The organism is Pandoraea pnomenusa (genome assembly GCF_000767615.3).
GTDB classification, from domain to species: domain Bacteria; phylum Pseudomonadota; class Gammaproteobacteria; order Burkholderiales; family Burkholderiaceae; genus Pandoraea; species Pandoraea pnomenusa.
Genome location: NZ_CP009553.3, coordinates 2974955 through 3000364, shown reverse-complemented (window position 1 = coordinate 3000364; position 25410 = coordinate 2974955). Strand labels below are relative to the sequence as shown.

General features: G+C 66.0%; 19 protein-coding genes. 9 read left to right on the top strand and 10 right to left on the bottom strand.

All coding sequences use genetic code 11. The features are described 5' to 3' along the window. The first annotated feature begins 204 nt into the window (after positions 1 to 204). Positions 205 to 1140 carry a prolyl aminopeptidase gene (pip, locus tag LV28_RS37325; RefSeq protein WP_023874142.1) on the top strand — a complete coding sequence of 312 codons (936 nt, stop codon included), beginning with the start codon at positions 205 to 207 and terminating at the stop codon, positions 1138 to 1140. Positions 1141 to 1287: 147 nt separating this feature from the next. Here the strand turns inward: pip and LV28_RS37320 are convergent, their stop codons facing one another. Further along, complete coding sequence (locus LV28_RS37320; protein ID WP_048806326.1) at positions 1288 to 3069, bottom strand: DEAD/DEAH box helicase; 1782 nt, start codon at positions 3067 to 3069, stop codon at positions 1288 to 1290. 431 nt (positions 3070 to 3500) lie between these two features. Between LV28_RS37320 and tsaB the strand changes: the two genes are divergently transcribed. Genes tsaB through LV28_RS37300 form a run of 4 tightly spaced genes read left to right on the top strand, consistent with a single transcriptional unit; the run spans position 3501 to position 7030 of the window. Continuing rightward, positions 3501 to 4262, top strand: coding sequence for a tRNA (adenosine(37)-N6)-threonylcarbamoyltransferase complex dimerization subunit type 1 TsaB (gene tsaB, locus LV28_RS37315; protein WP_038617312.1), 762 nt, complete (start codon positions 3501 to 3503; stop codon positions 4260 to 4262). Beyond that, entirely contained in the window at positions 4262 to 4741 is a 480-nt protein-coding gene (rimI, locus tag LV28_RS37310) for a ribosomal protein S18-alanine N-acetyltransferase (RefSeq protein ID WP_023596271.1), read from the top strand. Before tsaB ends, rimI begins: the two co-directional genes overlap by 1 nt. After that, entirely contained in the window at positions 4728 to 5795 is a 1068-nt protein-coding gene (locus tag LV28_RS37305) for a uracil-DNA glycosylase (protein ID WP_081326888.1), read from the top strand. The genes rimI and LV28_RS37305 overlap by 14 nt, the downstream gene beginning before the upstream one ends. Then, complete coding sequence (locus tag LV28_RS37300) at positions 5756 to 7030, top strand: DUF1853 family protein (RefSeq protein ID WP_048806327.1); 1275 nt, start codon at positions 5756 to 5758, stop codon at positions 7028 to 7030. The genes LV28_RS37305 and LV28_RS37300 overlap by 40 nt, the downstream gene beginning before the upstream one ends. Positions 7031 to 7048: 18 nt before the next feature. On the opposite strand, the gene thiD is transcribed toward LV28_RS37300, so the two are convergent. Further along, positions 7049 to 7882 (bottom strand): bifunctional hydroxymethylpyrimidine kinase/phosphomethylpyrimidine kinase, encoded by an 834-nt coding sequence (thiD, locus tag LV28_RS37295; protein WP_038617315.1) that lies wholly within the window; start codon positions 7880 to 7882, stop codon positions 7049 to 7051. A 1-nt stretch (position 7883) separates the two neighbouring features. Beyond that, the gene (lplT, locus tag LV28_RS37290; protein WP_023596267.1) at positions 7884 to 9176 is read right to left on the bottom strand and encodes a lysophospholipid transporter LplT; all 1293 of its coding nucleotides are present in this window, start codon (positions 9174 to 9176) and stop codon (positions 7884 to 7886) included. A gap of 338 nt (positions 9177 to 9514) precedes the next feature. On the opposite strand from lplT, the gene alr reads away from it, so the two are divergent. Beyond that, positions 9515 to 10585: an alanine racemase gene (alr, locus tag LV28_RS37285; protein WP_023874150.1), complete on the top strand. Its 1071-nt coding sequence runs from the start codon at positions 9515 to 9517 to the stop codon at positions 10583 to 10585. A 23-nt stretch (positions 10586 to 10608) separates the two neighbouring features. Further along, entirely contained in the window at positions 10609 to 11982 is a 1374-nt protein-coding gene (gene radA / locus LV28_RS37280) for a DNA repair protein RadA (RefSeq protein ID WP_023874151.1), read from the top strand. A gap of 148 nt (positions 11983 to 12130) precedes the next feature. On the opposite strand, the gene LV28_RS37275 is transcribed toward radA, so the two are convergent. The 7 genes from LV28_RS37275 to dapC all read right to left on the bottom strand — a co-directional run bounded on the left by LV28_RS37275 (position 12131) and on the right by dapC (position 20358). Further along, the gene (locus LV28_RS37275; protein WP_038617318.1) at positions 12131 to 14074 is read right to left on the bottom strand and encodes an ATP-binding cassette domain-containing protein; all 1944 of its coding nucleotides are present in this window, start codon (positions 14072 to 14074) and stop codon (positions 12131 to 12133) included. Positions 14075 to 14222: 148 nt separating this feature from the next. Beyond that, a complete protein-coding gene (gene cls / locus LV28_RS37270) occupies positions 14223 to 15650 on the bottom strand; it encodes a cardiolipin synthase (RefSeq protein ID WP_023596263.1) in 1428 nt (475 codons plus the stop codon). Between the two features lie 128 nt (positions 15651 to 15778). Further along, the gene (gene prmB / locus LV28_RS37265; protein ID WP_023596262.1) at positions 15779 to 16675 is read right to left on the bottom strand and encodes a 50S ribosomal protein L3 N(5)-glutamine methyltransferase; all 897 of its coding nucleotides are present in this window, start codon (positions 16673 to 16675) and stop codon (positions 15779 to 15781) included. 36 nt (positions 16676 to 16711) lie between these two features. After that, a complete protein-coding gene (gene dapE / locus LV28_RS37260; RefSeq protein ID WP_023596261.1) occupies positions 16712 to 17863 on the bottom strand; it encodes a succinyl-diaminopimelate desuccinylase in 1152 nt (383 codons plus the stop codon). Positions 17864 to 17867: 4 nt separating this feature from the next. Then, the gene (locus tag LV28_RS37255) at positions 17868 to 18215 is read right to left on the bottom strand and encodes an ArsC family reductase (protein WP_038617321.1); all 348 of its coding nucleotides are present in this window, start codon (positions 18213 to 18215) and stop codon (positions 17868 to 17870) included. 88 nt (positions 18216 to 18303) lie between these two features. Next, the gene (dapD, locus tag LV28_RS37250) at positions 18304 to 19131 is read right to left on the bottom strand and encodes a 2,3,4,5-tetrahydropyridine-2,6-dicarboxylate N-succinyltransferase (RefSeq protein ID WP_023596259.1); all 828 of its coding nucleotides are present in this window, start codon (positions 19129 to 19131) and stop codon (positions 18304 to 18306) included. A gap of 24 nt (positions 19132 to 19155) precedes the next feature. Continuing rightward, positions 19156 to 20358 (bottom strand): succinyldiaminopimelate transaminase, encoded by a 1203-nt coding sequence (gene dapC / locus LV28_RS37245; RefSeq protein ID WP_025249261.1) that lies wholly within the window; start codon positions 20356 to 20358, stop codon positions 19156 to 19158. A gap of 388 nt (positions 20359 to 20746) precedes the next feature. On the opposite strand from dapC, the gene LV28_RS37240 reads away from it, so the two are divergent. Both LV28_RS37240 and smc read left to right on the top strand, forming a co-directional pair. Then, positions 20747 to 21733 carry a DMT family transporter gene (locus LV28_RS37240; RefSeq protein ID WP_023596257.1) on the top strand — a complete coding sequence of 329 codons (987 nt, stop codon included), beginning with the start codon at positions 20747 to 20749 and terminating at the stop codon, positions 21731 to 21733. Between the two features lie 135 nt (positions 21734 to 21868). After that, positions 21869 to 25384 (top strand): chromosome segregation protein SMC, encoded by a 3516-nt coding sequence (gene smc, locus LV28_RS37235; protein WP_023874153.1) that lies wholly within the window; start codon positions 21869 to 21871, stop codon positions 25382 to 25384. The last annotated feature ends 26 nt before the right edge of the window (positions 25385 to 25410 follow it).

Here is a 25410-nt window from a genome sequence, read left to right as displayed (position 1 = left end):
GGGCCTGCTTTGTCTTGTTTGAGGCGCCGCGCTACACTCAACCTGTAGTGACAGGTTCTTTCGAGGATGCCGATGCCAGCCGATTTTCCCGATGACGCCCCGGGCAGCACACGCACCGATGCGCATGCGTTGGCGCCGCACGCTGCGCGCAAGCCGCGCGGTCCCGGCAAGGTGATCGAGACACTCCCTTCGGTATTGCGGGAGTTGTACCCGCCTATCGAGCCCTATGAGCATGGCATGCTCGACGTCGGCAACGGACACAGCATCTATTGGGAACGGTGCGGGAATCCGCTCGGCAAGCCCGCGGTGTTCCTGCACGGCGGTCCGGGCGGCGGCTGCTCGCCGGAGCACCGACGACTCTTCGACCCGACGAAGTATTGCGTCACGCTTTTCGATCAGCGCGGTTGCGGGCGTTCGACCCCGCATGCGAGTCTCGATTACAACACGACGTGGGACCTCGTCGACGATATCGAGCGGTTGCGAACGAAATTCGGTTACGACCGGTGGCTCGTCTTCGGCGGGTCCTGGGGCAGCACGCTGGCGCTGGCCTATGCGCAAACGCACGTTGAACGGGTCAGCGAACTGGTCGTGCGAGGCGTTTTCACGGTGCGTCGCGAGGAGTTGCAGTGGTACTACCAGAAAGGCGCGTCGTGGCTGTTCCCGGACCGATGGGAGAAGTTTCTCGCGCCGATTCCGCTGGAGGAGCGCGGCGACCTGATGCGCGCCTATCGCAAGCGCCTCACGAGTCCCGACGCGGCCGTGCGAATCGAGGCGGCCCGCGCATGGAGCTTGTGGGAGGGCAGCACCATTACGTTGCTGCCGGATGACCATCTCGCCGAAGCGTTCGGAGATCCGCACTATGCCATCGCATTTGCTCGCATCGAGAATCATTACTTCGTGCACGACGGCTTTCTCAAGCCCAATCAACTGATCGGCGGCGCGCCAGTGCTGCGCGACGTGCCGGGTGTGATCGTGCAGGGCCGTTATGACGTGGCAACGCCCGCGCGCACGGCCTGGGAGTTGCACAAGGCCTGGCCCGAGGCCGATTTTTTCTGGGCCGCCGACGCCGGACACGCATTCAGCGAGCCTACCGTCCTGCATTGGCTCATCGAAGCGACTGACCGGTTCGCCGCGACCTGATCTGATCGGCTTGCGGTTCGCGAATCGCAGTGCCCGTGACGGACGGTCCAAAACAAAACCCCGGTACCGACATTTGACGTCGATACCGGGGTTCGGTGTGTCCTGGCGAGGACGCGCGGCTGCACGTCCTGAGGGCTACCCGTTGGCTCAGTCGCCGCGGCGCTTGCCGAAGCCGCCACCGTTGCCGCGATTGCCGAAGCCGCCGCCATTGCCGCGATTGCCGTAGCCACGATCCTGGCGTGCGCCATCGAAGCTGCGGTTGCCGCGGTCCTGACGGTTGCCCTCGAACGGGCGCGGCGCGCGGCGCTCGAAGCGGTCGGTGGCGCTGCCGTTCGAGAAGCCGTTGGCACCTTCGTTCTGCTGATAGCCGCCGTGGAAGCCATTGCTTTCGCGACGCTCGAACGGGCTGCCGGCCGGCTTGTTACCGCCGAAGCGCTGGCCGCCTTGATAACCGCCGCCATTGCCCTGGCGCGGGCCGTTGTTGCTCCAGCGACCGCCGCCGCCGTTGCCCTGGCCATGACGAGGACCGCCACGGCCGGGACCCGGGCGCTTGCCGCCCGCGCCCGCCTTGGGGGGCGAGCGACGCGGCTCAAAGCCTGCAACCACGTTGACCGGCAACGGCTCGCGCGTGTAGCGCTCGATGCGGCGCACTGCGCCGATTTCGGCGTGTGCGGCGAGGCTCACGGCCACACCGCGACGCCCGGCGCGGCCGGTGCGGCCGATACGGTGAACGTAGTCTTCCGCGAACTTCGGCAGATCGTAGTTGAACACATGCGTGATGCCCGGCACGTCGATGCCGCGCGCGGCCACGTCGGTGGCGACCAGCACGCGAACGCGACGCTCGCGCAGGGCGCGCAGCGTGCGGTTGCGCACGCCTTGCGGCATGTCGCCGTGCAGTGCCGCGCTGTCGAAGCCGGCCTGCTCGAGTTGGTCGGCCAGCAGGTCGGCGTCGCGCTTGGTCGACGTAAACACGATGGCCTGATCCAGGGCGTCGTTGCCGAGCAGGTGTGTGAGCAGACGGTCCTTGTGGGCGCGGTCGTCCACGTAGTGCAGCGTTTGCTCGATGTTGGCATTGGTACGTTGCTCGCTGCCGCGCGTGATTTCGATGGTTTCCGGATCGCGCAGCAGGCGACGCGTGATTTCGCCCATGCGGCCATCGATCGTTGCAGAGAAAAGCAGCGTCTGGCGCGTTTCGGGCGTGGCGTCGACGATGGTCTGGATATCGTCGATGAAGCCCATGTCGAGCATGCGGTCGGCTTCGTCGAGCACGAGCATCATCAGCTGCGACAGGTCGATCTTGCCGCTGGAGATGTGATCGAGCAGGCGGCCCGGCGTGGCCACGATGATCTCGGGCTGCTTGGCCAGCATTTCGAGCTGACGCGGGTAGGGCATGCCGCCCAGAATGCTCACGGTGCGCAGGCGGCGCAGTTGCTTGCCATACGTATCGGCGGCGGTCGAGACCTGTTGCGCGAGTTCGCGCGTCGGCGTGAGCACGAGCAGCAGCGGCTGGGCGGCCACGCGGCGCACGCGCTGGCCCTTGCGGGGCTTCTCGCCCGGTGCGGCCGGCTGATTGCGCGGATGTGCGGCCGGCGCGCGGCTGTTCAGTTCGCCGCTCGCCTGCATTTCGGCAAAGCGATGGATCGCCGGCAGCATGAATGCCGCCGTCTTGCCGGAGCCGGTCGGGCTCGACACGAGCAGGTCGCGTCCGGCGAGCGCGGCCGGAATCGCGCGCTGCTGCACGGGCGTCGGGTGGTTATAGCCGGCGGTGGCAAGCGCGCTCAGGATGGCCGGATTCAGGCCGAGTTCGGCGAACGTGGGCTGGCCGTCGTTTTCAGCGGCGGTCGCCGTCTCGACGATGGCGTCAGCATTTTCTTCGGACGAAGGGAAGTACGTCTGCGCGAGCGCAGACTGCTTGGAAGTCTGTTCCATGTATCCTCTTGCGGATGGATGGGTTGTGTCGGGGCGTTGGCGCCAATCGGCAAACCCAATTCGTCGCAAGCAGGAAGCAAATCGCGGATGGGGCAGAAAGCGGATCGAAATCCGTATCGTAAGCCAGGGAGGGGACGGCGGCGGGTCGTTCCTCAGGAACGCCAGTACCGGCAAAAACTACAATGGCTTATCACAGGATTGGGGCAAAACGCGGTTTTTCGTCGCCTGAAGGAAAATGCATAGATCCTTGCGAGGCGAAGCGCGCATTATACCTGTCTTTTTGGAAAAGTGCACGTTCGGATTTGCACCGAGTGAAATGCCTGTCCGCGGTGCCCGCGCGCGACGGGTCGGTCGGCGACGGCTCGGGGTACAGCGGCGTTCGCTCTCGATCCCACTAGGTGGCGCGCTGCAGGCCCGATTACAATAACGCCATGTCTTCGATTACGCTTCTTGCCCTCGATACCTCGACCGAATTCTGCTCGGTCGCCGTGTATCGCCACGATCCTGCCGGTGGGGTGCCCGCCCTGATGGTCGAGCGCCACCTCGATACCGGCCCCGTTTCCAGTACGCATATCCTGCCCGCCGCGCGCGACGTGCTGCGTGAGGCCGGCGTGACGCTCGCCGAGTGCGATGCGATCGCCTTCGGCGCCGGTCCGGGCTCGTTTACCGGGCTGCGTACCGCGTGCGGCGTTGCGCAGGGGTTGGCGTTTGGCGCGGCATTGCCGGTGGTGCCGGTCGGCACGCTGCTGGCGTGCGCCGAGGCGGCGCGCGCGCTGCGCGTCGACACCCGGCGCGTGCTCGTTGCGCTGGATGCGCGCATGAACGAGGCCTATTGGGCCGATTACGCGTGGGACGTCGATGCCGGCGACTGGCGCGAAGTTCAGGCGCCCTCACTCGATGCCGCCGAACAGGTGCGCACACCCGATGCCGAGTTTGTCGTGGCCGGGAACGCCGTGACCGCCTTCGGCGAACGGCTCCAGGCCGCTTTGCAGGCTCAGGCGGTGCTGGCTGACGCCATGCCGCGCGCCCGTTACGTTGCCACGCTGGCAGCGCGCGCGTTTGCGCGCGGCGAGGCGATTCCCGCCGACCGGGCCATGCCGGTCTACGTTCGCAACAAGGTGGCGCAAACGACGGCCGAGCGTGACGCCATCCGGCAGGCCGCGTCACATGGGCCCGGCAAGGAGGCGCCGTGATGCGCCAGGTCGGCCCGAATCATTTTTCGCCAATGACGCTTGCCGATCTCGATGAGGTCGTTTCCGTCGAGGTGCGCGCGTATCCGTTTCCCTGGACGCGCCAGAACTTTTCGGATTCGCTCGACGCCGGGCATCAGGGCGTTTGCCTGCGCGCCGTGGATGGCACGCTGCTCGGCTACTTCCTCTTGATGCCCGTGGTGGACGAGTCGCATCTGCTCAATGTCTGTGTGGTGCCGGAGATGCAGGGCAACGGGCTTGGTGTGCAATTGCTCGAAGAGGTGGTGCGTGTGTCGCGCGTGCAAGGCATGGGCGGCGTGTTGTTGGAAGTGCGGCCGTCCAATGTGCGCGCGTTGCGCATTTACGAGCGTTTCGGCTTCGAGCAGATCGGCCGGCGCAAGGGATACTATCCGGCGAGTGGGCGTCGCGAAGACGCCATCGTGATGCGCCTGACTTGGGAGACCGACCGTGCCGTGGCCTAAAGCGATTCTGGAAGAGTTCGGGCTGTGGCCGGTGTGGATGTCGCATGACGCCGCGGCCCGGGCCGCGGCGCAAGCCGAAGCCCGCTCGACGATGGCCGGCGACACTGATGTGGCGACGCTCGCCGAGCCGGTGGCGGCACGAGACGATGCTGCGGCGGACGATATGCCGCCCTGGGACTTGGCGACGTCGCAAGCCCCCGAGGCGGCGCGCCGGGCGGTCCGACCCGAGCGCGATCCTGCGGTAGCCGGCAGACCTGTGGCGCCTGTGCGGGACGAACCGGCGCCGACCTCGCGCAGCACCGGCCGGCGCACCGCAGACGCGCCGCCGGACGACATTCCCATGTGGCTCGACAGCGAGGGCAACGGGGACGGCGACGCCGCCGCCGATGCCGCACTGTGGTCGATCATGCGTGATGCAGGCGAGAGCGCGACAACGGCGCGTGCGGCCCCGCCGGGCGTGGAAACGCTCGACTGGGACGCGCTCGCCGGACGCGTGGCGGATTGCCGCCTTTGCGGGTTGTGCGAGAAGCGTACGCAAACGGTCTTCGGTGTGGGCGATCGCGAGGCCGACTGGCTGCTCATCGGCGAGGCGCCGGGGCAGCAGGAGGATCTGCAGGGCGAGCCCTTTGTCGGTCAGGCGGGCAAGCTGCTCGACAACATGCTGCGCGCAGTGACGTTGCAGCGTGGCGAGAACGTCTACATCGCCAACGTGCTCAAGTGCCGCCCACCCAACAATCGCGATCCCGAACCCAACGAAGTCGCGAGCTGCGAGCCTTACCTGAAGCGTCAGGTCGCGCTGCTTAGGCCCCGGGTGATTGTTGTCATGGGGCGCTTCGCGGCGCAGAGTATTCTGCGTACCCAGGCGAGCATCGCCAGCTTGCGCGGACGTGTGCATGAGTACGAAGGGGTGCCGGTGATCGTGACGTACCATCCGGCCTATCTGTTACGCAGCCTGCCCGACAAGGCCAAGGCCTGGACGGATTGGTGCCTGGCGCGGGCGACCTACGAGGCGGTGTGCGAATCGACTCCGGCCAACACGCCTACGGCGAACTGATTGAAGCGTTGCGCGAGGCGCCCGTGCGCGACCTCGCGTGGCTGCTGTTGTCCGCCGATCTGCTGAGCGCTGCCCGTTTCCCGGCACCGCTCGCCCATTTCGATGGCATGCGGGCGGCCGAAGCTGTTTCGTCCCCATCGGCGCCGCCATCGCCCTCGTCATCTGCGTCACCCGCATTGTCTTCGGCGCCACCGCTCCCAGCGGCCGTGCTCAGTCGGTCCAGCGAATCGGGCCGGTCCGGCCGGTCCGGCCAATGCGGTACCGGCGAATCCGTCTTGCATTCCCGTGCGCTGCACGACTGGCTACTTGCGTGCGATGCGAATCCCGCGCCGCTGCGCGAGTTCCTGTCGCGTGGCGAGAGTCACCGCTTGGGGCGCTACGCGGAGCAACTGCTGCACTTCGCGTTGCTGCACAGTCCTCACTTCGACCTGCTCGCCGCGGGCCTGCAGGTACGCGACGCCCGGCGAGGCAACATGACGCTGGGCGAATGCGACTTCCTGCTGATGCGCCGCGCGGACCGTCAGTTGCTCCATTGGGAACTGGCGGTGAAGCTGTACCTGTTCGTTCCACCTGCGGATGCCCCCGCGACGCTCGGCGAGCGCGACGTACAGTTTCACTGGCTTGGGCCGAATCTGGCCGACAGCCTCGCCGACAAAGTGGCGCGCCTGCTCGAGCATCAACTTCGGCTGACCACGCTCGACGCCGCGCGCAGTGCCTTGCCCGCCGTTGGCCCGTGGTTGCCTCAGGTCTATCTCAAGGGGTGGTTGTTCCATCCGCTCGCTCAGCGGGGGCGATTGCCGCAAGTGGTTGCGGAAACGCATGGGCAGGGCTGGTGGGCGACGCTGGAGGAATGGTGGGCCGGCGCGCAGACAGCGTTCCCTGTCCCGGTGGTCCAGTCAGACGCCCGCGGTGAGCGCGCATGGGCGATGCTGCCGCGCGCGCGATGGCTCGCCCCGGCGCGCGTCGACGACGCGCACGCCTTCACGCTGGCGGCAATGCATGCGCGCATCGAGGCGCACTGGCGCGAGCGCGGCGTGGCGGAACCGTTGCTGATCGTTGCGTTGACACGCCGCACGGACGCGGGCGACTGGTTCGAATGCGACCGGGGATTTATCGTGCCGGACTATTGGGCGCCGCGCGCACGGCATCGTATCGAGGAGCTGAGCGAGCGGGCGGACGCGGCGGCGCGTCGGGCGCTTGCTCGCAGCGCGGACGACAGCGCGCCGTCGCTCTGAATCCGCCTGCGTCGCGTGTCAGCGCTTGGGCCAGACCGCATGGAAGTGATGTACCGGCCCGATACCGTGACCGATGCGCAGATCGTCGCTCGCGGCGAGCGCGCCATTGAGATAGGCCTTGGCGTCACGCACCGTGTCGGACCAGTCGGTGCGGCATGGGCGCAGCGCCGCAAGGGCTGCGGACAACGTGCAGCCGGTGCCATGCGTGTTGTGCGCGGCAATACGTGGTGCGTTGAAACGTTGCACGCCCGCGGCGCTTACCAGCCAGTCCGGGCTCAGGTCGCCTGCGAGATGCCCCCCTTTGACCAGCACGTTGCGCGCCCCGAGGGCGCGCAAGGCCTGCGCCTGCTGCTCCATCTCGCTCTCGTCGGTGGCCGGCTCGACGCCGAGCAGTGCCGCCGCCTCCGGCAGATTCGGCGTAATGAGATCGGCGAGCGGCAGCAATTCGTCACGCAGGGCGGCCACCGCATCGGGCAATAGCAGCGCGTGCCCGCTCTTGGAGATCATCACGGTATCGAGCACGACGAAGCGGGGCTTGTAGTTGCGCAATCCGGCGGCGACGGCGCGCACGACCTCGGCGTTGGCCAGCATGCCGAGCTTGACGGCATCGACATCGAGGTCCTGGAACACGGCGTCCATTTGTGCGCTCACGAAGCTCGCGGGCGGCGTGTGAATGCCCGTGACGCCGCGCGTGTTCTGCGCGGTGAGGGCGGTGATCACACTGGCGCCGTAGGCGCCGAGCGCGGAGAACGTCTTGAGATCGGCCTGAATGCCCGCACCGCCGCTGGAGTCCGAGCCGGCGATGGTGAGGGCGATGGGAACGGGATGAGCGGGCGACTGACGCGAATTCATATCAATGCTTGACTTCGCCAATGAGCGCGACCGAATCGAATTCGCGCTGGTTGGCCTGGTGACGCTTCATCACGAGCCACATCGTGCCCGAGACGAACACACCGAACAGAACGATGACGACCCCGACCGGCACGTTGCACCAGATCAGCAGCGCGTAGAGGCAGAGCATCACGAGCACCGACAGGTTCTCGTTGAAGTTCTGGACGGCGATGGAGTGACCGGCCGAGAGCAGCACGTGGCCGCGGTGCTGGAGCAGCGCGTTCATCGGCACCACGAAAAAGCCTGCGAGCGCGCCAACGATGATGAGGAAGATGTACGAGATGATCAGGTAGAGCGGCACCTTCCACTCGGTGCCCCACGGCAGCAGGTCCTTTGAGAAGAAGGCCATCGCCATCACCGCGATCCCCATGGCGATGCCGACCGGCAGCACCGAGAGCGAGCGCTTGAGGGGAATGCGCGACGCGGCGACGATCGCCCCGATCGCCACGCCGACCGCCGAGACGGCCTGCAGGATCGCGCCTTCGGACAGCGTCATGCCAAGCGCCTTCTCGGCCCAGCGCAGCACGATGAACTGCAGCGTGGCGCCGGCGCCCCAGAAGAGCGTGGTGACGGCCAGCGAGATCTGGCCGAGCTTGTCGCGCCACAGCGTGACGAAGCAATCGGCGAAATCGGAGACGAGCTTGACGGGGTTGCGCTCCTGGCGCGCATAGCGGGCGCCCGTGTCGGGAATGCGCAGGTTGAACAACGCCGCAATCACGTAGATGCCCATGATGACGACCATCGCGGCCATTGCCGGCGAACTGATCACCTCAGGGGTGCGGTGCAGTATCCATTCGGCGATGTGGGGGCTGATGAGCGCGCCACCGAGCACCGTGCCGAGGATGATCGAGCTGACGGTCAGTCCTTCGATCCATCCGTTGGCGGCCACGAGCCGCTCGGCGGGGAGCAGTTCGGTCAGGATCCCGTACTTCGCCGGCGAATAGGCGGCAGCACCGAAGCCCACGACGCCATAGGCGATCAGCGGATGCGAGCCGAACAGCATCATCAGACAGCCCGCGACCTTGATCGAGTTGCTGATGAACATGACCTTGCCCTTGGGCATCGAGTCGGCGAACGCGCCCACATAGGCAGCGAGAATGACGTACGAGAGAACGAAGAAGAGCTTGAGCAGCGGGGTCATCCACTGCGGTGAATGCAGGTCCTTCAGGAGAGCGATTGCGGCAATGAGCAGTGCATTGTCGGCCAGCGACGAAAAAAACTGCGCGGCCATGATGGTGTAAAAGCCTTTCTTCATCGGTACTTGAGTCGATCCCGTGCGGCGTAAAACTTGCGTGTCTCGGTTGTCGGAATCCGCGGTGCCCGAGTGGGGCCCCCATACGGGAAGAAACCGGGCTTGAACACAGGGGTATCTGCGCGCTTCGACCATCCAAATGACGTCTTTCGACCGTATATTCGGTCTCGAAGCCCCCGTGTCGGGCGCCCGGTCGCCCTCGGTCTGAGACCCATATTCTTATCGGGAGAAAGATTTCGGCAAAACAAGTTGTGCGCACGGCTTTATAACACGAAAATATGCCCATGCGTTATGCCGTCGGCCTGTCCCGGCAAGCTTCTCCTCCGATTCCGTTTCCGCCCATGCCCCGTCCGATCAAAGTCTCCATTCACACCGCAGCGCTTGCCCATAATCTCGATGTCGCCCGCCGCCACGCGCCCCACGCCAAGGTCTGGGCGGTGGTCAAGGCCAACGCCTACGGGCACGGCATCGAGAACGCCTATCCCGGGTTGCGCGACGCCGATGGCTTCGGCCTGCTCGACCTCGACGAGGCCGTTCGGCTTCGCGAGCTCGGATGGGCCGGCCCGATTCTGCTGCTGGAGGGCTTTTTCAAGCCCGAGGATCTTGCCGTCGTCGACAAGTACGGCCTGACGACCACGGTGCACTGCGACGAGCAGCTGCGTATGCTCGAGACCACGCGGCTGACCAAGCCGCTCAACGTGCAGCTCAAGATGAACTCCGGCATGAACCGCCTGGGGTTCGCGCCAGAGCGTTTTCGTGCCGCATGGGAGCGCGCCCGTGCGATTCCCGGCGTGAGCCAGATCGTGTTGATGACGCACTTCTCGGATGCCGACGGCCCGCGCGGCATCGCCTATCAGATGGAGGCGTTCGAGCGCGGCGCCTGCGACGTGCCGGGCGAGCGCAGCCTGGCCAACTCGGCGGCCACCTTGTTTCATCCGGGCACGCATGGCGCCTGGGTGCGCCCGGGCATCATGCTCTACGGTTCCTCGCCCAAGGGCGTCGACGTGCCTGCGGCGGAACTCGATCTGCAACCCACGATGACGCTCGAAGCCGAGCTGATCGGTACCCAGGAAGTGCCGGCCGGCGGCTCGGTCGGCTACGGCAGCCTGTTCCGCGCCGATGCGCCGATGCGCGTGGGCACGGTGGCCTGTGGCTACGCCGATGGCTATCCGCGCGTCGCGCCCACGGGCACGCCCGTGCTGGTCGACGGGGTGCGTACGCGCACGGTGGGGCGCGTCTCGATGGACATGCTCGCGGTCGATCTCACGCCGGTGCCGCAGGCTCGCGTCGGCACGCCGGTCACGCTCTGGGGCCGTGGCCTGAGCATCGACGAAGTGGCGGCCTCGGCGGGCACGCTCGGCTACGAGCTCATGTGCGCCGTGGCGCGCCGCGTGCCGGTGCACGCGAACTGAGCGTCACGACGGGATCTCCACGCATGGCCAAAGCCAAGACTGTCTATATCTGTACCGAGTGCGGCGGGCAGACGCCCAAGTGGGCGGGGCAATGTCCCAACTGCAACGGCTGGAATACCCTCGTCGAGTCGGTGGCCGAAACGTCGACCGGCCACCGGTACCAGTCGCTCGCCAAGAGCACGCCGGTGCGCAAGCTCGCGCAGATCGAAGCGGCCGACGTGCCGCGATTTTCCAGCGGTGTGAGTGAATTCGACCGGGTGCTCGGCGGCGGGCTCGTCGCCGGCGGCGTGGTGCTGATCGGCGGCGATCCCGGAATCGGCAAGTCGACGCTGCTGCTCCAGTCCCTGGCGCATCTGGCGCGCGAGCGCCGCGCGCTTTACGTGAGCGGCGAAGAGTCCGGCGCGCAGATTGCGCTGCGCGCGCAGCGACTGGGCCTCGGTGCGGCGGGCGAGGGCGGCGGTGAGCTCGATCTGCTTGCCGAAATCCAGTTGGAGAAGATTCTCGGCGCGATCGAATCGGAAAAGCCGGATGTCGTGGTGATCGATTCGATCCAGACCATTTACTCCGAAGCCCTCACCTCGGCGCCCGGTTCGGTGGCCCAGGTGCGCGAGTGTGCGGCCCAACTCACACGCAGTGCGAAGCAAAGCGGCGTGACCGTCATCATGGTCGGCCACGTGACGAAGGAGGGCAGTCTGGCCGGGCCACGCGTGCTTGAACACATCGTCGACACCGTGCTGTATTTCGAAGGCGACACGCATTCGTCCTATCGCCTCGTTCGCGCGTTCAAGAATCGATTCGGCGCGGTCAACGAACTGGGCGTTTTCGCCATGACGGAAAAAGGGCTGCGCGGGGTGGCGAATCCGTCGGCCCTGTTCCTTTCGCAGCATGAGCAGAGCGTGCCGGGCTCCTGCGTGCTGGTGACCCAGGAGGGCACCCGTCCGCTGCTCGTCGAAGTGCAGGCGCTGGTGGATACGGCCCAGGTGCCGAATCCGCGTCGTCTGGCGGTGGGATTGGAGCAGAACCGGCTGGCGATGTTGCTGGCGGTCATGCATCGTCACGCCGGCATCGCCTGCTTCGATCAGGATGTGTTCCTCAATGCCGTGGGCGGTGTGAAGATTTCGGAGCCGGCGGCCGACCTGGCCGTGCTGCTGGCGATCCACTCGTCGCTGCGCAACAAGCCCTTGCCGCGCGGCATCGTCGCGTTTGGCGAAGTCGGGCTGGCCGGGGAAATCCGGCCGAGCCCGCGGGGGCAGGATCGTCTCAAGGAAGCCGCGAAGCTCGGCTTCTCGATTGCCATCATTCCGAAGGCGAACGCGCCCAAACAACCCATCGACGGTCTTGAAGTGCATGCCGTCGACCGTCTGGAGCAGGCGATTTCGGTCGTGGCCGGATTGTAGTCGCACGCGCTCGCGGCGCACGTGCCGACTTCGCTGAATCTGGCGAACAAAAAAGCCCGGTCTGCGTGACCGGGCTTTTTCTTTGTGGCCGCTGGGCGACACAGCGACACAGCGGCACAGCGGCACAGCGGGCACGAGCGACGTCCCGTCAGACGATCTGTTCGAGCGCTTCCTGGGCCTCGAGCCATTCGGCTTCGACGTCCGAGAGCCGGTTCGTGACTTCCGCCTGTTGCTTCAGACTGTCGGTCAGCAGCGTCTTTTTTGCCTCTTCGTACGTGCCGCTGTCCGCAAGGATGGCGTCGAGTCTGGCTTTCTCGTCCGAGAGCTTCGCCATCGACTGCTCCAGTTTTTCGATCTTGCGCTGCAACGGTTTGCGCAGTTGTGACAGCCGTTGGCGCTCCTGCGCCTCGGCGCGCTTCTGGTCCTTGCGATTGGCACCGTCGCCCGCCTGCATGCCGTCGCCGCTCGAGCCGGTGCTCGCCTCGCGCGCGGCGGCGCGTTGGTCGGCCGCGTGCTGCAGCAGCCAGTCGCGGTAGTCGTCGAGGTCGCCATCGAAGGGTTTGACTTCGCCGGCGGCCACGAGCAGAAACTGATCGGTCGTCGCGCGCAGCAGATGCCGGTCGTGCGAGACGAGGATCAGCGTGCCGTCGAACTGGGCAAGGGCCATTGTCAGCGCGTGGCGCGTCTCGAGGTCCAGGTGGTTCGTCGGCTCGTCGAGCAGCAACAGGTTCGGCTTTTGCCAGATGATGAGCGCCAGCGCGAGCCGCGCCTTCTCGCCGCCGGAGAAGGGCGCGATCGACGACGTCGCCATGTCGCCACGAAAGTTGAAGCCACCGAGGAAGTCGCGCAACTCCTGCTCGCGCGTGTCGGGGGCCAGGCGCTGAAGGTGCTGCAGCGGCGAGTCGTCGTGTCGCAGCGTTTCGACCTGATGCTGCGCGAAATACCCGATCTGCAATCCCTTGCCGGTCTTCACGACCCCGGACAGCGGCGCGAGCGTGTTGGCAAGCGTCTTGATCAGGGTCGACTTGCCTTGCCCGTTGGCGCCGAGCAGACCGATGCGTTGCTCGTTCTGCACCGACATCGTGACGTGCGGCAGGATGACTTTCTCGCTGCCGTCGTCGAGCGTATATCCGCAACGCACGCCTTCGAGCACGAGCATCGGGTTCGGCGCGCTGTCGGCGGGGCGGAACTCGAATGTGGACGGCGACGCGACGTGCGCGGGCGCGATGCGCTCCATCTTTTCGAGTGCCTTCATGCGGCTTTGCGCCTGGCGCGCCTTCGATGCCTTGGCCTTGAAGCGCGTGATGTACGACTCGAGGTGGGCAATCGTCTTCTGTTGCTTGTCGAACGCGCTTTGTTGCAGCGCCAGTTGTTGGCCGCGCAGGATTTCGAACTGGCTGTAGTTACCGCCGTAGCGCTTGATCTGCTGGTTTTCGATGTGAAGCGTGACGTTGCAGACCTCGTCGAGGAATTCGCGATCGTGCGAGATCACGATGAGCGTGCCCGCATAGCGCTTGAGCCAGTCCTCGAGCCAGACGATCGCGTCCAGGTCCAGGTGGTTGGTCGGTTCGTCGAGCAGCAGCAGGTCCGACGGGCACATGAGCGCCTGCGCCAGATTCAGGCGCATGCGCCATCCGCCGGAGAAGCTGGCAACGGGCAGTTGCGTCTGAGCGAGCGTGAAACCCAGGCCAAGCAGCAGCGCCTCGCCGCGTGCGGGCGCGGTGTAGCCGTCGGCGTCGGCGAAGGCGGCGTGGGCCTCGGCCTGCGCGTGGCCGTCATGCGCGGCTTCGGCAGCGGCAATCGTCGCTTCGATATCGCGCAGGCGTGTATCGCCGTCGAGCACATACGCGAGCGCGGTGCGTTCGACGGCGGGCGTCTCTTGCATGACGTGTGCAACGCGCCAGTGGCCCGGCACGAAGGCGTCGCCACCGTCGGCGTGCAACTGGCCGCGCAACAGGGCAAACAGTGTGGACTTGCCGGCGCCGTTGGCGCCCACGAGACCGACGCGCTCGCCGGGGTTGAGCGTGACGGAGGTGTCCTCGAAAAGCGGTTTGGTGCCGCGCGCGAGGGTGAGGTGTTCGAATCGGATCACGGGAGGGCGGTAAGAATACGAGCCAGGCCGCGCACTGGCGGCCAAACGCGCATTTTACCGGGTGTCATGCCCGAGGCGGAAATCTATTGCGGCGGTGCGGCGATGCGGCGCTCGGGGAACGGCGTCGGCTGCGGCCCACGGCCGGCTTTCACAGGATGGGCGCGAACAGTCGCGCAATGCGCATGGCGAGTTGCCGCCACCGGGGAATCAGGCGGAAGTCGTCCTTGTTGAGCAGCGATGCCTTGCCGAAATCATCTGCCAGCATGTAAGCGACGTCGTCGGCAAACGCCCGGTCGACCGTCAGCAGCATGATCTCGAAGTTCAACCGGAACGAGCGGTTGTCGAGATTGGCGCTGCCGACGGCGGCGGCGCTGTCATCGATCAGCACGACCTTCTGATGGATGAAGCCGTGATGGTAGCGATAGACGTGGATGCCGCTGCGCGCCGCCTCGAAGGCATAGGACGTGGTCGCCTCGAACACCACGTAGTGATCGGCGCGATCGGGGATCAGCAGACGGACGTCGACGCCGCGTAGCACCGCCAGGCGCAGCGCAGAAAACACAGCTTCGTCTGGCACGAAGTAGGGGGTGGTGAGCCACACGCGCTTTTGCGCCGCGTTGATCGCATTGACGAAGAACAGCGACGAGGTCTCGAGGCGATCCGCCGGGCCACTCGGCACCACCTGACAGTGCATGTCCTCGCCGGACGCGACCGGCTGCCGGTTGAGCTCGGGCACGAGGCCCGTACTCCAGTGCCAGTCTTCGGCAAACGCACGTTGAATGCCGACTACCGCCGGGCCGCGCACGGAAATGTGCGTGTCGCGCCAGGGCGCCAGTGGCGGTTTCTCGCCGAGGTACTCCACGCCGACGTTATGCCCGCCGATGAACGCTTCATTGCCGTCGATCACCACGATCTTGCGGTGGTTGCGGAAGTTGAGCTGGAAACGATTGACGAAGATGCCGCGCCTGGCGGCGGCGAATTCATGCACGAGTACGCCGCCCTGGCGCAGCTTCTCGCAGTAGCTGCGTGGCAGGTCGTGGCTGCCGATGCGGTCGTAGAGGAAGTAGACCTTCACGCCCGTGGCGGCGCGGGCGAGCAGGCGTGCGGCCAGCGCGCGGCCGAGGGCATCGTCCTTGACGATGAAGAACTGGACGATCACGTAGTCGCGCGCCCGGTCGATGGCGGCAAAGATCGCGTCGAACGTTGCCCGGCCATTGACGAGCAGACGCACCCGGTTGCCCGCGACGAACGACATGCCGGTCATCGCCGTGAGTGCGGCGAATTCGGGGTGGGCTTCCACGGCGACAGGCGGCTCGCCGCTCCACTGCGTCTCGCCCATGCGTGACTGCAGGACCTGGTTGCGTGCGCGGCGCGCTTCCACGTAGCCGATGAACTTGGACCGGCCAAGGAAGAGGTAGGGGATGAGCGTGAGGTAGGGCATCGTCACGAGCGATACCGCCCACGCGACAGCGCCTTGCGACGTGCGCACCGTCAGAACGGCGTGGATCGCGGCGGCGATCCCGAGCGCATGGATGCAGGCGACGGCAAAGCCGACGTCGAGCCAGTTGAGCACCATGGGCGGTTACCTTCCTCCATACCGTGAGCCGCGCTGGCCCGGGAACCCGAGTGTAACCGGAGGGCGTGAAGTTAGGCGAGGCGTATCCGAGGGCAGTCGCGACCGCCCTCGGCTGTTTCGGCATGCACTCAGGACAGGTCGGCGGCCTGAACGAGGAAGACCATATCGTCGCCTGCGCTCGTGGCGAGCCAGGTCATCGGCAGATCGGGGAAGGCGGCTTCCACGAAATGCCGTTCGTTGCCGATCTCGACGACCAGCACCCCGTTATCCGTGAGGTGCTCGCGCGCGCCGGCAATGATGCGTCGGACCACATCCATGCCGTCGTCGCCTCCGGCGAGCGCCAGACGCGGTTCATGGAGATATTCGGCCGGCAGCACCTGCATCGATCCTTCGTTCACGTACGGCGGGTTGGTGATGATGACTTCGTAGCGCTTGCCTTTGGGCAGCGGCGCGTAAAGATCGCCGTGATGCAGCGCGATACGGTCTTCGAGGCCATAGTCGGCCACGTTGATGGCGGCGACGGCCAGCGCGTCGGCGGAGATGTCGACGGCGTCGATTCGAGCCGCCGGGAAGGTTTCGGCCGCAAGGATCGCAAGGCAGCCCGAACCGGTGCAGAGCTCCAGGACGTCGGCGACGTCGTCGGGATGGTCGACCCAGGGTTGCAGCGCGTCTTCGAGCAGTTCGCCGACGAACGAGCGCGGCACGATGACACGCTCGTCGACGTAGAACCGGTGGCCGTGCATCCAGGCCTCGTTGGTGATGTACGACGCCGGCACGCGTTCGCCCGCGCGACGGTTGATGACGGACAGTGCACGCTCGATTTCCTCGGGCAGCAAGCGGGCGTCGAGAAACGGGTCGAGCGTGTCGATTGGCAGATGCAGCGTGTGCAGCAGCAGATACGCCGCTTCGTCATAGGCGGTCGCCGTGCCGTGGCCGAAGGCCAGTTCCGCCTCGGTGAAGCGAGAGACGGCGTAGCGCAGCAGATCGCGCAGCGTGCGGAAAGGGTGAGTGGCTTGGGGTGTCATGGTGAATGTCTCGTGCCGGTCGTTGTGTCGGAAGCCTCAGGCCACCAGACGCGCCAACACCCCGCGATAGATGTTCTTGAGCGGTTCGATGTCGGCCACCGCAATATGCTCGTCGATCTTGTGGATGCTCGCGTTGCACGGCCCGAACTCGATCACCTGCGGGCAGATGCGCGCAATGAATCGGCCGTCGGAAGTGCCGCCGGTCGTCGACAATTCGGTCTCCAGGCCCGTTTCCTCGCGAATGGCACTCGAGAGCGCCTGCGAGAGGTCGCCACGCGGCGTGAGGAACGGCTGGCCGCTGATCGACCAGTCGAGCGTGTACGTCAGGCCGTGGCGGTCGAGCAGTTCGTGGACGCGCTTTTGCAGGCCGTCCGAGGTGCTCGCCGTCGAGAAGCGGAAATTGAACATCACCGTCAGCTCGCCGGGAATGACGTTGGTCGCGCCCGTGCCGGCATGAATGTTCGAAATCTGCCAGGTGGTGGGCGGGAAATACTCGTTGCCGTTGTCCCACACCGTTTGCGTGAGTTCGGCGAGCGCCGGTGCAAACAGATGCGTCGGGTTCTTCGCCAGATGCGGGTAGGCGATGTGGCCTTGCACGCCCTTGATCACGAGCTTGCCGGACATCGATCCGCGCCGACCGTTCTTGACCATGTCGCCCAGGCGCTGGCTCGACGTCGGCTCGCCGACCACACAGTAGTCCAGTCGCTCGCCACGCGCGCTCAGCGCCTCGACGACCTTTACCGTGCCGTCGGTGGCCGGGCCTTCCTCGTCGCTCGTGAGGAGGAAGCCGATGGAGCCCTCGTGCGCGGGATGCCGGGCGACGAATTCCTCCGACGCGACCACGAACGCGGCGAGCGAGGTCTTCATGTCGGCGGCGCCCCGGCCGTAGAGCATGCCGTCGCGATGCGTCGGTGCAAACGGGTCGGAATGCCATTGATCGAGCGGCCCGGTCGGGACGACATCCGTATGACCGGCGAAGACGAGCAGCTTGCCATCGGTGCCGCGCGTGCCCCGCTTGAGCGCCCAGAGGTTGGTCACGCCATTCGAGGCGATGGTCTCGCACGCGAAGCCGATCGCCTCGAGGCGGCGCGCGAGGATCGTCTGGCAGTCGCGGTCTTCGGGCGTCACCGAGTGACGGGCGATCAGTTGCTCGGTAAGCGCCAGCGTGGCGCCCTGGGAGGAAGTCATGAAGTCAGAATCGTGAAGCGTAGCTGTTGGGCGTGAAGCCCACGGAAACCTTGCCGTCGGCCACCAGCACGGGGCGCTTGATGAGCGACGGGTTCTCGATCATCAGGGCGCGTGCCGCCGACGCGTCGGCGGCCGCAGCCTGCTGTTCGGGCGAGAGCTTGCGCCATGTGGTGCCCTTGCGGTTGAGCAAGGTGGCAAGCGGCACCTGGGCCAGCCAGGTGCCCAGCAGTGCGTCGTTCACGCCTGCCTTCTTGAAGTCGTGAAATTCGTACGCCACGCCGTGCTCGTCGAGCCATGTGCGCGCCTTCTTCACGGTATCGCAGTTGGGAATGCCGTAAAGCACTGCCGTCATCGCCGGAACTCCTGGTGTCTCGGGACTGCAAGTCGGAGGCACCGCTGCCGCGCGAGCGACAGCGATGCCCCGTCAAAGCCTCGCGGGATTACTCGCCGCGCAGCAGATCGTTGATGGCGGTCTTGGCGCGCGTCTGGGCGTCGACCTTCTTCACGATCACGGCGCAGTACAGGCTGTACTTGCCGTCCTTCGAGGGCAGGTTGCCCGGCACGACCACAGAGCCGGCCGGCACGCGACCATAGTGCACTTCGCCGGTTTCGCGGTCGTAGATCTTGGTCGACTGACCCAGATATACGCCCATCGAGATCACCGAGTTCTCCTCCACGATCACGCCTTCCACGACTTCCGAGCGCGCGCCGATGAAGCAGTTGTCTTCGATGATGACCGGGTTGGCCTGCAGCGGCTCGAGCACACCGCCGATACCGACGCCCCCCGAGAGGTGAACATTCTTGCCGATCTGCGCGCAGGAGCCGACCGTGGCCCAGGTGTCGACCATCGTGCCTTCGTCGACATACGCGCCGATGTTCGTGTACGAGGGCATCAGCACCACGTTCTTGCCGATGAACGAGCCGCGGCGTGCGACGGCCGGCGGCACCACGCGGAAGCCGCCGCGGGCGAAGTCTTCCGCGGTGTAGCTGGCGAACTTGCTCGGCACCTTGTCGTAGAACTGGCTGAAGCCGCCGGCGGGCATCACGGCGTTGTCTTCCAGGCGGAACGACAGCAGCACGGCCTTCTTGATCCACTGGTTCACGATCCACTTGCCGTCATGCTTCTGGGCCACGCGCAGGGCGCCCTTGTCCAGTTCGGCAATGACGTGGGCGACGGCCTCACGTACGTCGGCGGGTGCCGACTTGGCCGAAATCTCGGCACGGTTTTCCCAGGCTTGATCGATGGTGGTTTGCAGTTGTTGCGACATGGCGAGAATCAGTTGCAGTTGGAATTAAAGGGATTGGCAGAACTGCACGATGCGCTGCGCGCCTTCGGTGCATTCGTCCACGTCGGCCACGAGGGCGATGCGAACATAGTGCTCGCCGGGGTTCGCGCCGTGTGCGGCGCGGCCCAGATACGAACCGGGCAGTACGGCCACATTGTATTGCGCCAGCAATCGACGCGTGAATTCCGTATCGGACATGCCTGTCCTGGCGTCGACCTTGGCCCACAGGTAGAAGCCCGCATCCGGCAGTCGCACGTCGAGCACTTCGGCGAGCATCGGCGTGACGGTCTGGAACTTCTTCAGGTACTTGCTGCGGTTCAGGCGCACATGGGCCTCGTCGTTCCACGCGGCCACGCTCGCCGCCTGCACGGCCGGGCTCATGGCACAGCCGTGGTACGTGCGGTACAGCAGGAATTTCTTGAGAATCGCGGCGTCGCCGGCCACGAAACCGGAGCGCATGCCCGGCACATTGGAGCGCTTGGACAGGCTCGAGAACACGACCAGGCGCTCGAAACCGCGGCCGAGCTGATGGGCCGCCGCGAGGCCGCCCAGCGGTGCGCGCTCTTCGTCGAAGTAGATTTCGGAGTAGCACTCGTCGGACGCGATCACGAAGCCGTATTCGTCCGAGAGTTCGAACAGGCGCTTCCAGTCGGCCAGACCCAGCACGGCGCCCGTCGGGTTGCCCGGCGAGCAGAGGTAGACCAGCTGGACATCGCGCCAGACGTCGGCCGGCACGCTGTCGTAGTCCGGCGCGAAATTGCGCGCCGGGTCGCTGTCGACGTAATAGGGCGTTGCGCCGGCGAGCAGCGTGGCGCCCTCGTAGATCTGATAGAACGGATTCGGGCACATCACGCGGGCGCCGGGCTTGCTGCCGTCGACGACCGCCTGGGCGAACGAGAACAGCGCTTCGCGTGAGCCGGTCACGGGCAGGACTTCGGTCGCCGGATTTACATTCGGCAGCGCGTAGCGGCGCTCCAGCCACTGCGCGATCGCCGCGCGCAGCGGCTCGCCGCCCGCCGTGGCGGGGTAGTTCGAGAGACCGCCCAGACCTTCGATCAGCGCTTCCTTGATGAATTGCGGCGTTGGGTGCTTGGGCTCCCCGATGCCGAAGCTGACGGCCTTGTACGCGGCGGCGGGCGTGACGTCCGCCACGAGCGACTTCAGGCGTTCAAAGGGGTAGGGCTGGAGCTTGTCGAGTAATGGGTTCACGAGAATTCAAACAGACTCAGGGCTAGGGTTCGCACTGCCGGTGAGGGCAGCGTTCACGGCGATTCGGAGCCGCACGCGGCGGCTGGACGAGATTGGCGACTTTCCGGCGTCCGGCGCGTTTTGCGGCGACACGTTCCCCGGGGCCGGGCTTGCTCAAGTCGTCCGGGAGCACGGCGGCGGCCCGCTATCAAACCTCGCTGATTCACGACATCAGGCGAGGCGACGGAGAAAGGGGTTCCCGGACGCGCGCAAGAATGGCAAGATCGGCGAAGCGAAAATTATACCGTCACGGCGCGCCCAAAGCGCGCGCGCCGCGTAATTCAGCATATTCCGAGGCGCCAGTGGGGCAAGCCGGCGGAGTATCTCAGGTTTTTCAGGAGAGAGCAGTATGACCGTAGCCGGCAACGGCGCGCACGGCCCGGCTTCGACTTCCGGGGTCTCGTTGCGCACCCGGGCGGCACCTGCCCTGGCCATTCTCATCGGTTCGTCGGTGTGGGGCCTGGCCTGGTTTCCCTATCGCGTGCTGGCCCAGTGGGGCGTGGCTGCGATTCCCGCGCAGATATGCACCGCCGGCGTGGCCCTGTTGCTGCTCACGCTCGTCTATCGCCGCTCGCTTGACACGCTGCGCTGGTCGTGGCTGCTCGTGGGCGTGGCGTTCGCCGGCGGGACCACCAACGTCGCCTTCGTATGGGGTACCACGCACGGCCATGTGATGCGGGTGTTGCTGCTCTTCTACCTGACCCCGGTCTGGACGGCGCTCTTCGCCCATTGGCTGCTCGGCGAGCGGGTCGGCCTGCGCGGGGGTGGGCTCATCGCGCTGGCGCTGGGCGGGGCGGGGCTGATGCTCTGGTCGCCCGAGCTGGGCTGGCCGGTGCCCAACAACGCGGGCGAATGGGCCGGCGCCGTTGCGGGCGCGGCCTTTGCGCTCAATAACGTGCTGCTGCGTCGCGTGAGCCAGGCATTGCCCGACGTGCGGGCGGAGATGCGAAGCTGGACCCTGTATCTCGGGTGCGTGGTCGGCGGGCTGCTGGTCATGCCCTTCGACGGCGGCGTGCAAAGCGGGCATGCCGCCATCTCGGCCCTGGCATCGGACGCGGGTGCGGCGTCCGTCGCGCTGGCGCTGGGCTGCACGATCGCCCTGACCAACGTGATCGTCCAGTTCGGACTGGCGCGGGTGCCGGCGAACCAGGCGGCGCTCATCATGCTTTTCGAAATCGTGGTGGCGGCGATCTCGTCCTGGTGGCTGGCGAGCGAAGGATTGGGGGCCCGGGAAATCGCGGGCGGGTTGTGCATCGTGGCGGCCGGCGTGCTGTCGGGTATTTTGCCGGATCCGGGGCGTTGTAAATCCGCGACGGCGGGGGATGCGATGGTATGATGCGTACCGTCGTGATACCGCTGTAATCAGCAAGAAATGCGGCCTGCGCGCGCCAGCGTGCGCGAGGCCAGACAGGACCAGCTAGCGCGTTCCGCGTCTTTCCTCTCATTCAATGACCGAAAAAGCGAACCTGCCGTGCGTCTGACATCCATCAAACTCGCTGGCTTCAAGTCGTTCGTCGATCCGACGAATTTTGCGGTGCCCGGTCAACTGGTCGGCATTGTCGGCCCGAACGGGTGCGGCAAGTCCAACATCATCGACGCCGTGCGCTGGGTGCTCGGCGAGTCGCGCGCCTCGGAGCTGCGCGGCGAATCGATGCAGGACGTGATTTTCAACGGGTCGACCGCCCGCAAGCAGGCAAGCCGCGCCAGCGTCGAGCTCGTGTTCGACAACAGCGCCGGACGTGCCGCCGGGCAGTGGAGCCAATACGCCGAGATCGCCGTCAAGCGTGTGCTCACGCGCGACGGGACCTCCAGCTACTACATCAACAATCTCCCGGCGCGTCGCCGCGACATCCAGGACATCTTCCTCGGGACCGGCCTCGGGCCGCGCGCCTACGCCATCATCGGGCAGGGCATGATCTCGCGCATCATCGAGGCCAAGCCGGAAGAACTGCGCGTATTCCTCGAAGAAGCCGCGGGTGTCTCCAAGTACAAGGAACGACGCCGCGAGACCGAGAATCGTCTGCAGGACACGCGTGAGAACCTCACCCGCGTGGAAGATATCCTGCGCGAACTCGGCACCAACCTCGAAAAGCTGGAATCGCAGGCCGTCGTGGCCAATCGATTCAAGGACTTGCAGCGCGACGGCGAAGAGAAGCAGCAACTGTTGTGGCTGTTGCGCAAGAACGAGGCCCAGAACGAACAGGAACGCCAGCAACGCGCCATCGAGTCGGCACAGGTCGACCTGGAGGCGCAGATGGCGCGTTTGCGCGGGTCGGAGTCCGACCTCGAGACGCTGCGCGCCGCGCATTACACCGCCACCGATGCCGTGCAGGCCGCCCAGAGCGCCATGTACGAGGCGAATTCGGAGGTGAGCCGCCTCGAAGCGGAGATCCGTTACGTTGTGGAGTCGCGCAATCGCGTGCAGGCGCAACTGGCGGCGCTGACCTCGCAACGCGAACAGTGGCAGGCCCGCTGTGCGCAATCGGAAGAGGCGCTGGCCCTTGCCGAGGAAGAACTGGTCATCGCGGAGGAGCGGGCGGCGACGGCCCAGGATCAGGCGGCCGAACAGAACGACGCCCTGCCTGCACTGGAGTCACGCTGGCGCGACGCGCAGAACCTGCTCAACGAGCAGCGCAGCGAGATCGCACAGGTCGAGCAGAGCCTGAAACTCGAAGCCGCGCACCAACGCAACGCCGACCAGGCCCTGCAGCAACTGCAGCAGCGTCAGGAGCGCTTGCAAGGTGAGGCGCGTGGGCTCGACAAGCCTGACGAGGCCGAGCTGGAGATGCAGCGCGCCGAACTCGCCGAACATCAGGCGATGCTCGAGGATGCGCAGGCCGAGCTTGCCGAGGCGCAGGAACGGCTGCCGCGTCTGGAGGCGGAGCGCGCCGAGGCGCAGGCCCGGGTCCAGTCCGAGGCGGCGACCATCGCGCAGCTCGAGGCTCGCCTGAGTGCGCTCAAGCAGCTTCAGGAAAGCGTGCAGACCGAGGGCAAGGTGCAGCCGTGGCTCGACAAGCACGAGCTGGCGCAACTGCCGCGACTTTGGAAGAAACTGCATATCGAGCCGGGTTGGGAAAACGCGCTCGAATCGGTACTGCGCGAGCGCCTTGCCGCGCTGGAAATCAGCAACCTCGACTGGGTGAAGGCCTTCGCGAGCGACGCTCCGCCGGCCAAGCTGGCGTTCTACTCGCCGCCGCCGGCCGCGCGACCACCGGAGGCGCCGGCCTCGCTGCGTCCGCTGCTCTCGCTGTTGCGCATCGACGATCCGGGCCTGCGCGCCGTGTTGCAGGAATGGCTCGGTCACACATACGTCGCCGACGACCTCGCACAGGCGATGACGGCCCGCGCGCAGTTGCCCGAAGGGGCATCGATTGTCGTCAAGGCCGGGCATCAGGTCACCCGCGTGGGCGTGCAGCTATATGCCGCCGACTCCGAGCAGGCCGGTTTGCTCGCGCGTCAGCAGGAAATCGAGAATCTCGGCAAGCAACTGCGCGCGCAGGCGCTGCTCTCGGACGAAGCCAAGTCGGCGGCCGTGCGTGCGGAAGCCGCCTACAGCCAGGCCGCCCAGTCGCTCACGGAGGTGCGCGGGCGCGCTGAGCGCGCCACGCAGCGCGTGCATGCGTTGCAGCTGGACGTACTCAAGCTGACTCAGGCCTACGAGCGCTATAACGCGCGCAGCTCGCAGATCGACGAGGAACTGCGCGAAATCGCGGCCCAGATCGAAGAGCAACTGGCCATGCGCGCCGAGTCGGAAGCGAACTTCGAGCACAGCGATGCCCGGCTGGCCGAGTTGCAGGCCACTTTCGAAGACGGTCAGCTCGAGTTCGAATCGCTCGACAGTCAACTGTCCGACGCTCGCAATCGTGCGCGCGAGCTCGAACGTCTCGCACAGGACGCGACTTACGGGCAGAAAGGGATCGCGAGCAAGATCGACGAGCATCGCCGCAGTATTCAGACGGCGCTGGAGCAGGCCGAGCGTCTGGTCGTTTCGATCGAGCAGGCGCAGGCCGAGCTCGCGCAAATCACCGAGCAGACAGCGGAGAACGGCTTGCAGGACGCGCTGGAGCTTCGCGCCGAGAAGGAAGAGATTCTCGGGGCCGCCCGCATGGAGCTGGAAGCCCTCACGCAGAAGCTGCGTCAAAGCGACGAGGAGCGTCTGGCGGCGGAGCGCGGGTTGCAACCGCTGCGCGACCGCATCACGGAATTGCAGCTCAAGGAGCAGGCCGCGCGCCTGAACCGCGAGCAGTTCGCCGAGCAGCTCACGACCGCGCAGGTCGACGAAGAGGCATTGTCGGCCAAGCTCACGGCGGATATGAAGCCGTCGTATCTGCAGGGCGAAGTCACGCGCATCAACAACGCCATCAACGCGCTCGGCCCGGTCAACATGGCGGCGCTCGAGGAACTGGAAACGGCGCGCGAGCGCAAGGTCTTCCTCGACGCCCAGTCGGCCGATCTGAACGACGCCATCGAAACGCTCGAAGGCGCGATTCGCAAGATCGACGAAGAGACGCGCGTGCTGCTGCAAGGTACGTTCGACGAAGTGAACAAGCATTTCGGCGAACTGTTCCCGATGCTGTTCGGCGGCGGCCAGGCAAAGCTCATCATGACCGGCGACGAAATTCTCGACGCCGGCGTGCAGGTGATGGCGCAGCCGCCAGGCAAGAAGAACTCCACGATTCATTTGCTGTCTGGTGGGGAGAAGGCGCTTACCGCCATTGCGCTCGTGTTCGGGATGTTCCAGCTCAACCCGGCGCCGTTCTGTCTGCTGGACGAGGTGGACGCGCCGCTCGATGACGCCAACACCGAGCGCTACGCCAAGATGGTGGCGCGCATGTCGGACCGCACCCAATTCGTATTTATTTCGCACAACAAAATCGCGATGGAAATGGCTAATCAGCTCATCGGCGTCACCATGCAGGAACAAGGGGTGTCGCGGATCGTGGCGGTGGACATGGAGTCAGCGATCAATCTGGCCGAGATCGCCTGACCCCGCGCCCACGATGGAGAAGAGAG

Coding starts and splice junctions, on each gene's coding strand:
- LV28_RS37320 (WP_048806326.1), bottom strand. CDS start 3,069: ATGGAACAGACTTCCAAGCAGTCTGCGCTCGCGCAGACGTACTTCCCT.
- tsaB (WP_038617312.1), top strand. CDS start 3,501: ATGTCTTCGATTACGCTTCTTGCCCTCGATACCTCGACCGAATTCTGC.
- rimI (WP_023596271.1), top strand. CDS start 4,262: ATGCGCCAGGTCGGCCCGAATCATTTTTCGCCAATGACGCTTGCCGAT.
- thiD (WP_038617315.1), bottom strand. CDS start 7,882: ATGAATTCGCGTCAGTCGCCCGCTCATCCCGTTCCCATCGCCCTCACC.
- lplT (WP_023596267.1), bottom strand. CDS start 9,176: ATGAAGAAAGGCTTTTACACCATCATGGCCGCGCAGTTTTTTTCGTCG.
- alr (WP_023874150.1), top strand. CDS start 9,515: ATGCCCCGTCCGATCAAAGTCTCCATTCACACCGCAGCGCTTGCCCAT.
- radA (WP_023874151.1), top strand. CDS start 10,609: ATGGCCAAAGCCAAGACTGTCTATATCTGTACCGAGTGCGGCGGGCAG.
- cls (WP_023596263.1), bottom strand. CDS start 15,650: ATGGTGCTCAACTGGCTCGACGTCGGCTTTGCCGTCGCCTGCATCCAT.
- prmB (WP_023596262.1), bottom strand. CDS start 16,675: ATGACACCCCAAGCCACTCACCCTTTCCGCACGCTGCGCGATCTGCTG.
- dapE (WP_023596261.1), bottom strand. CDS start 17,863: ATGACTTCCTCCCAGGGCGCCACGCTGGCGCTTACCGAGCAACTGATC.
- LV28_RS37255 (WP_038617321.1), bottom strand. CDS start 18,215: ATGACGGCAGTGCTTTACGGCATTCCCAACTGCGATACCGTGAAGAAG.
- dapD (WP_023596259.1), bottom strand. CDS start 19,131: ATGTCGCAACAACTGCAAACCACCATCGATCAAGCCTGGGAAAACCGT.
- LV28_RS37240 (WP_023596257.1), top strand. CDS start 20,747: ATGACCGTAGCCGGCAACGGCGCGCACGGCCCGGCTTCGACTTCCGGG.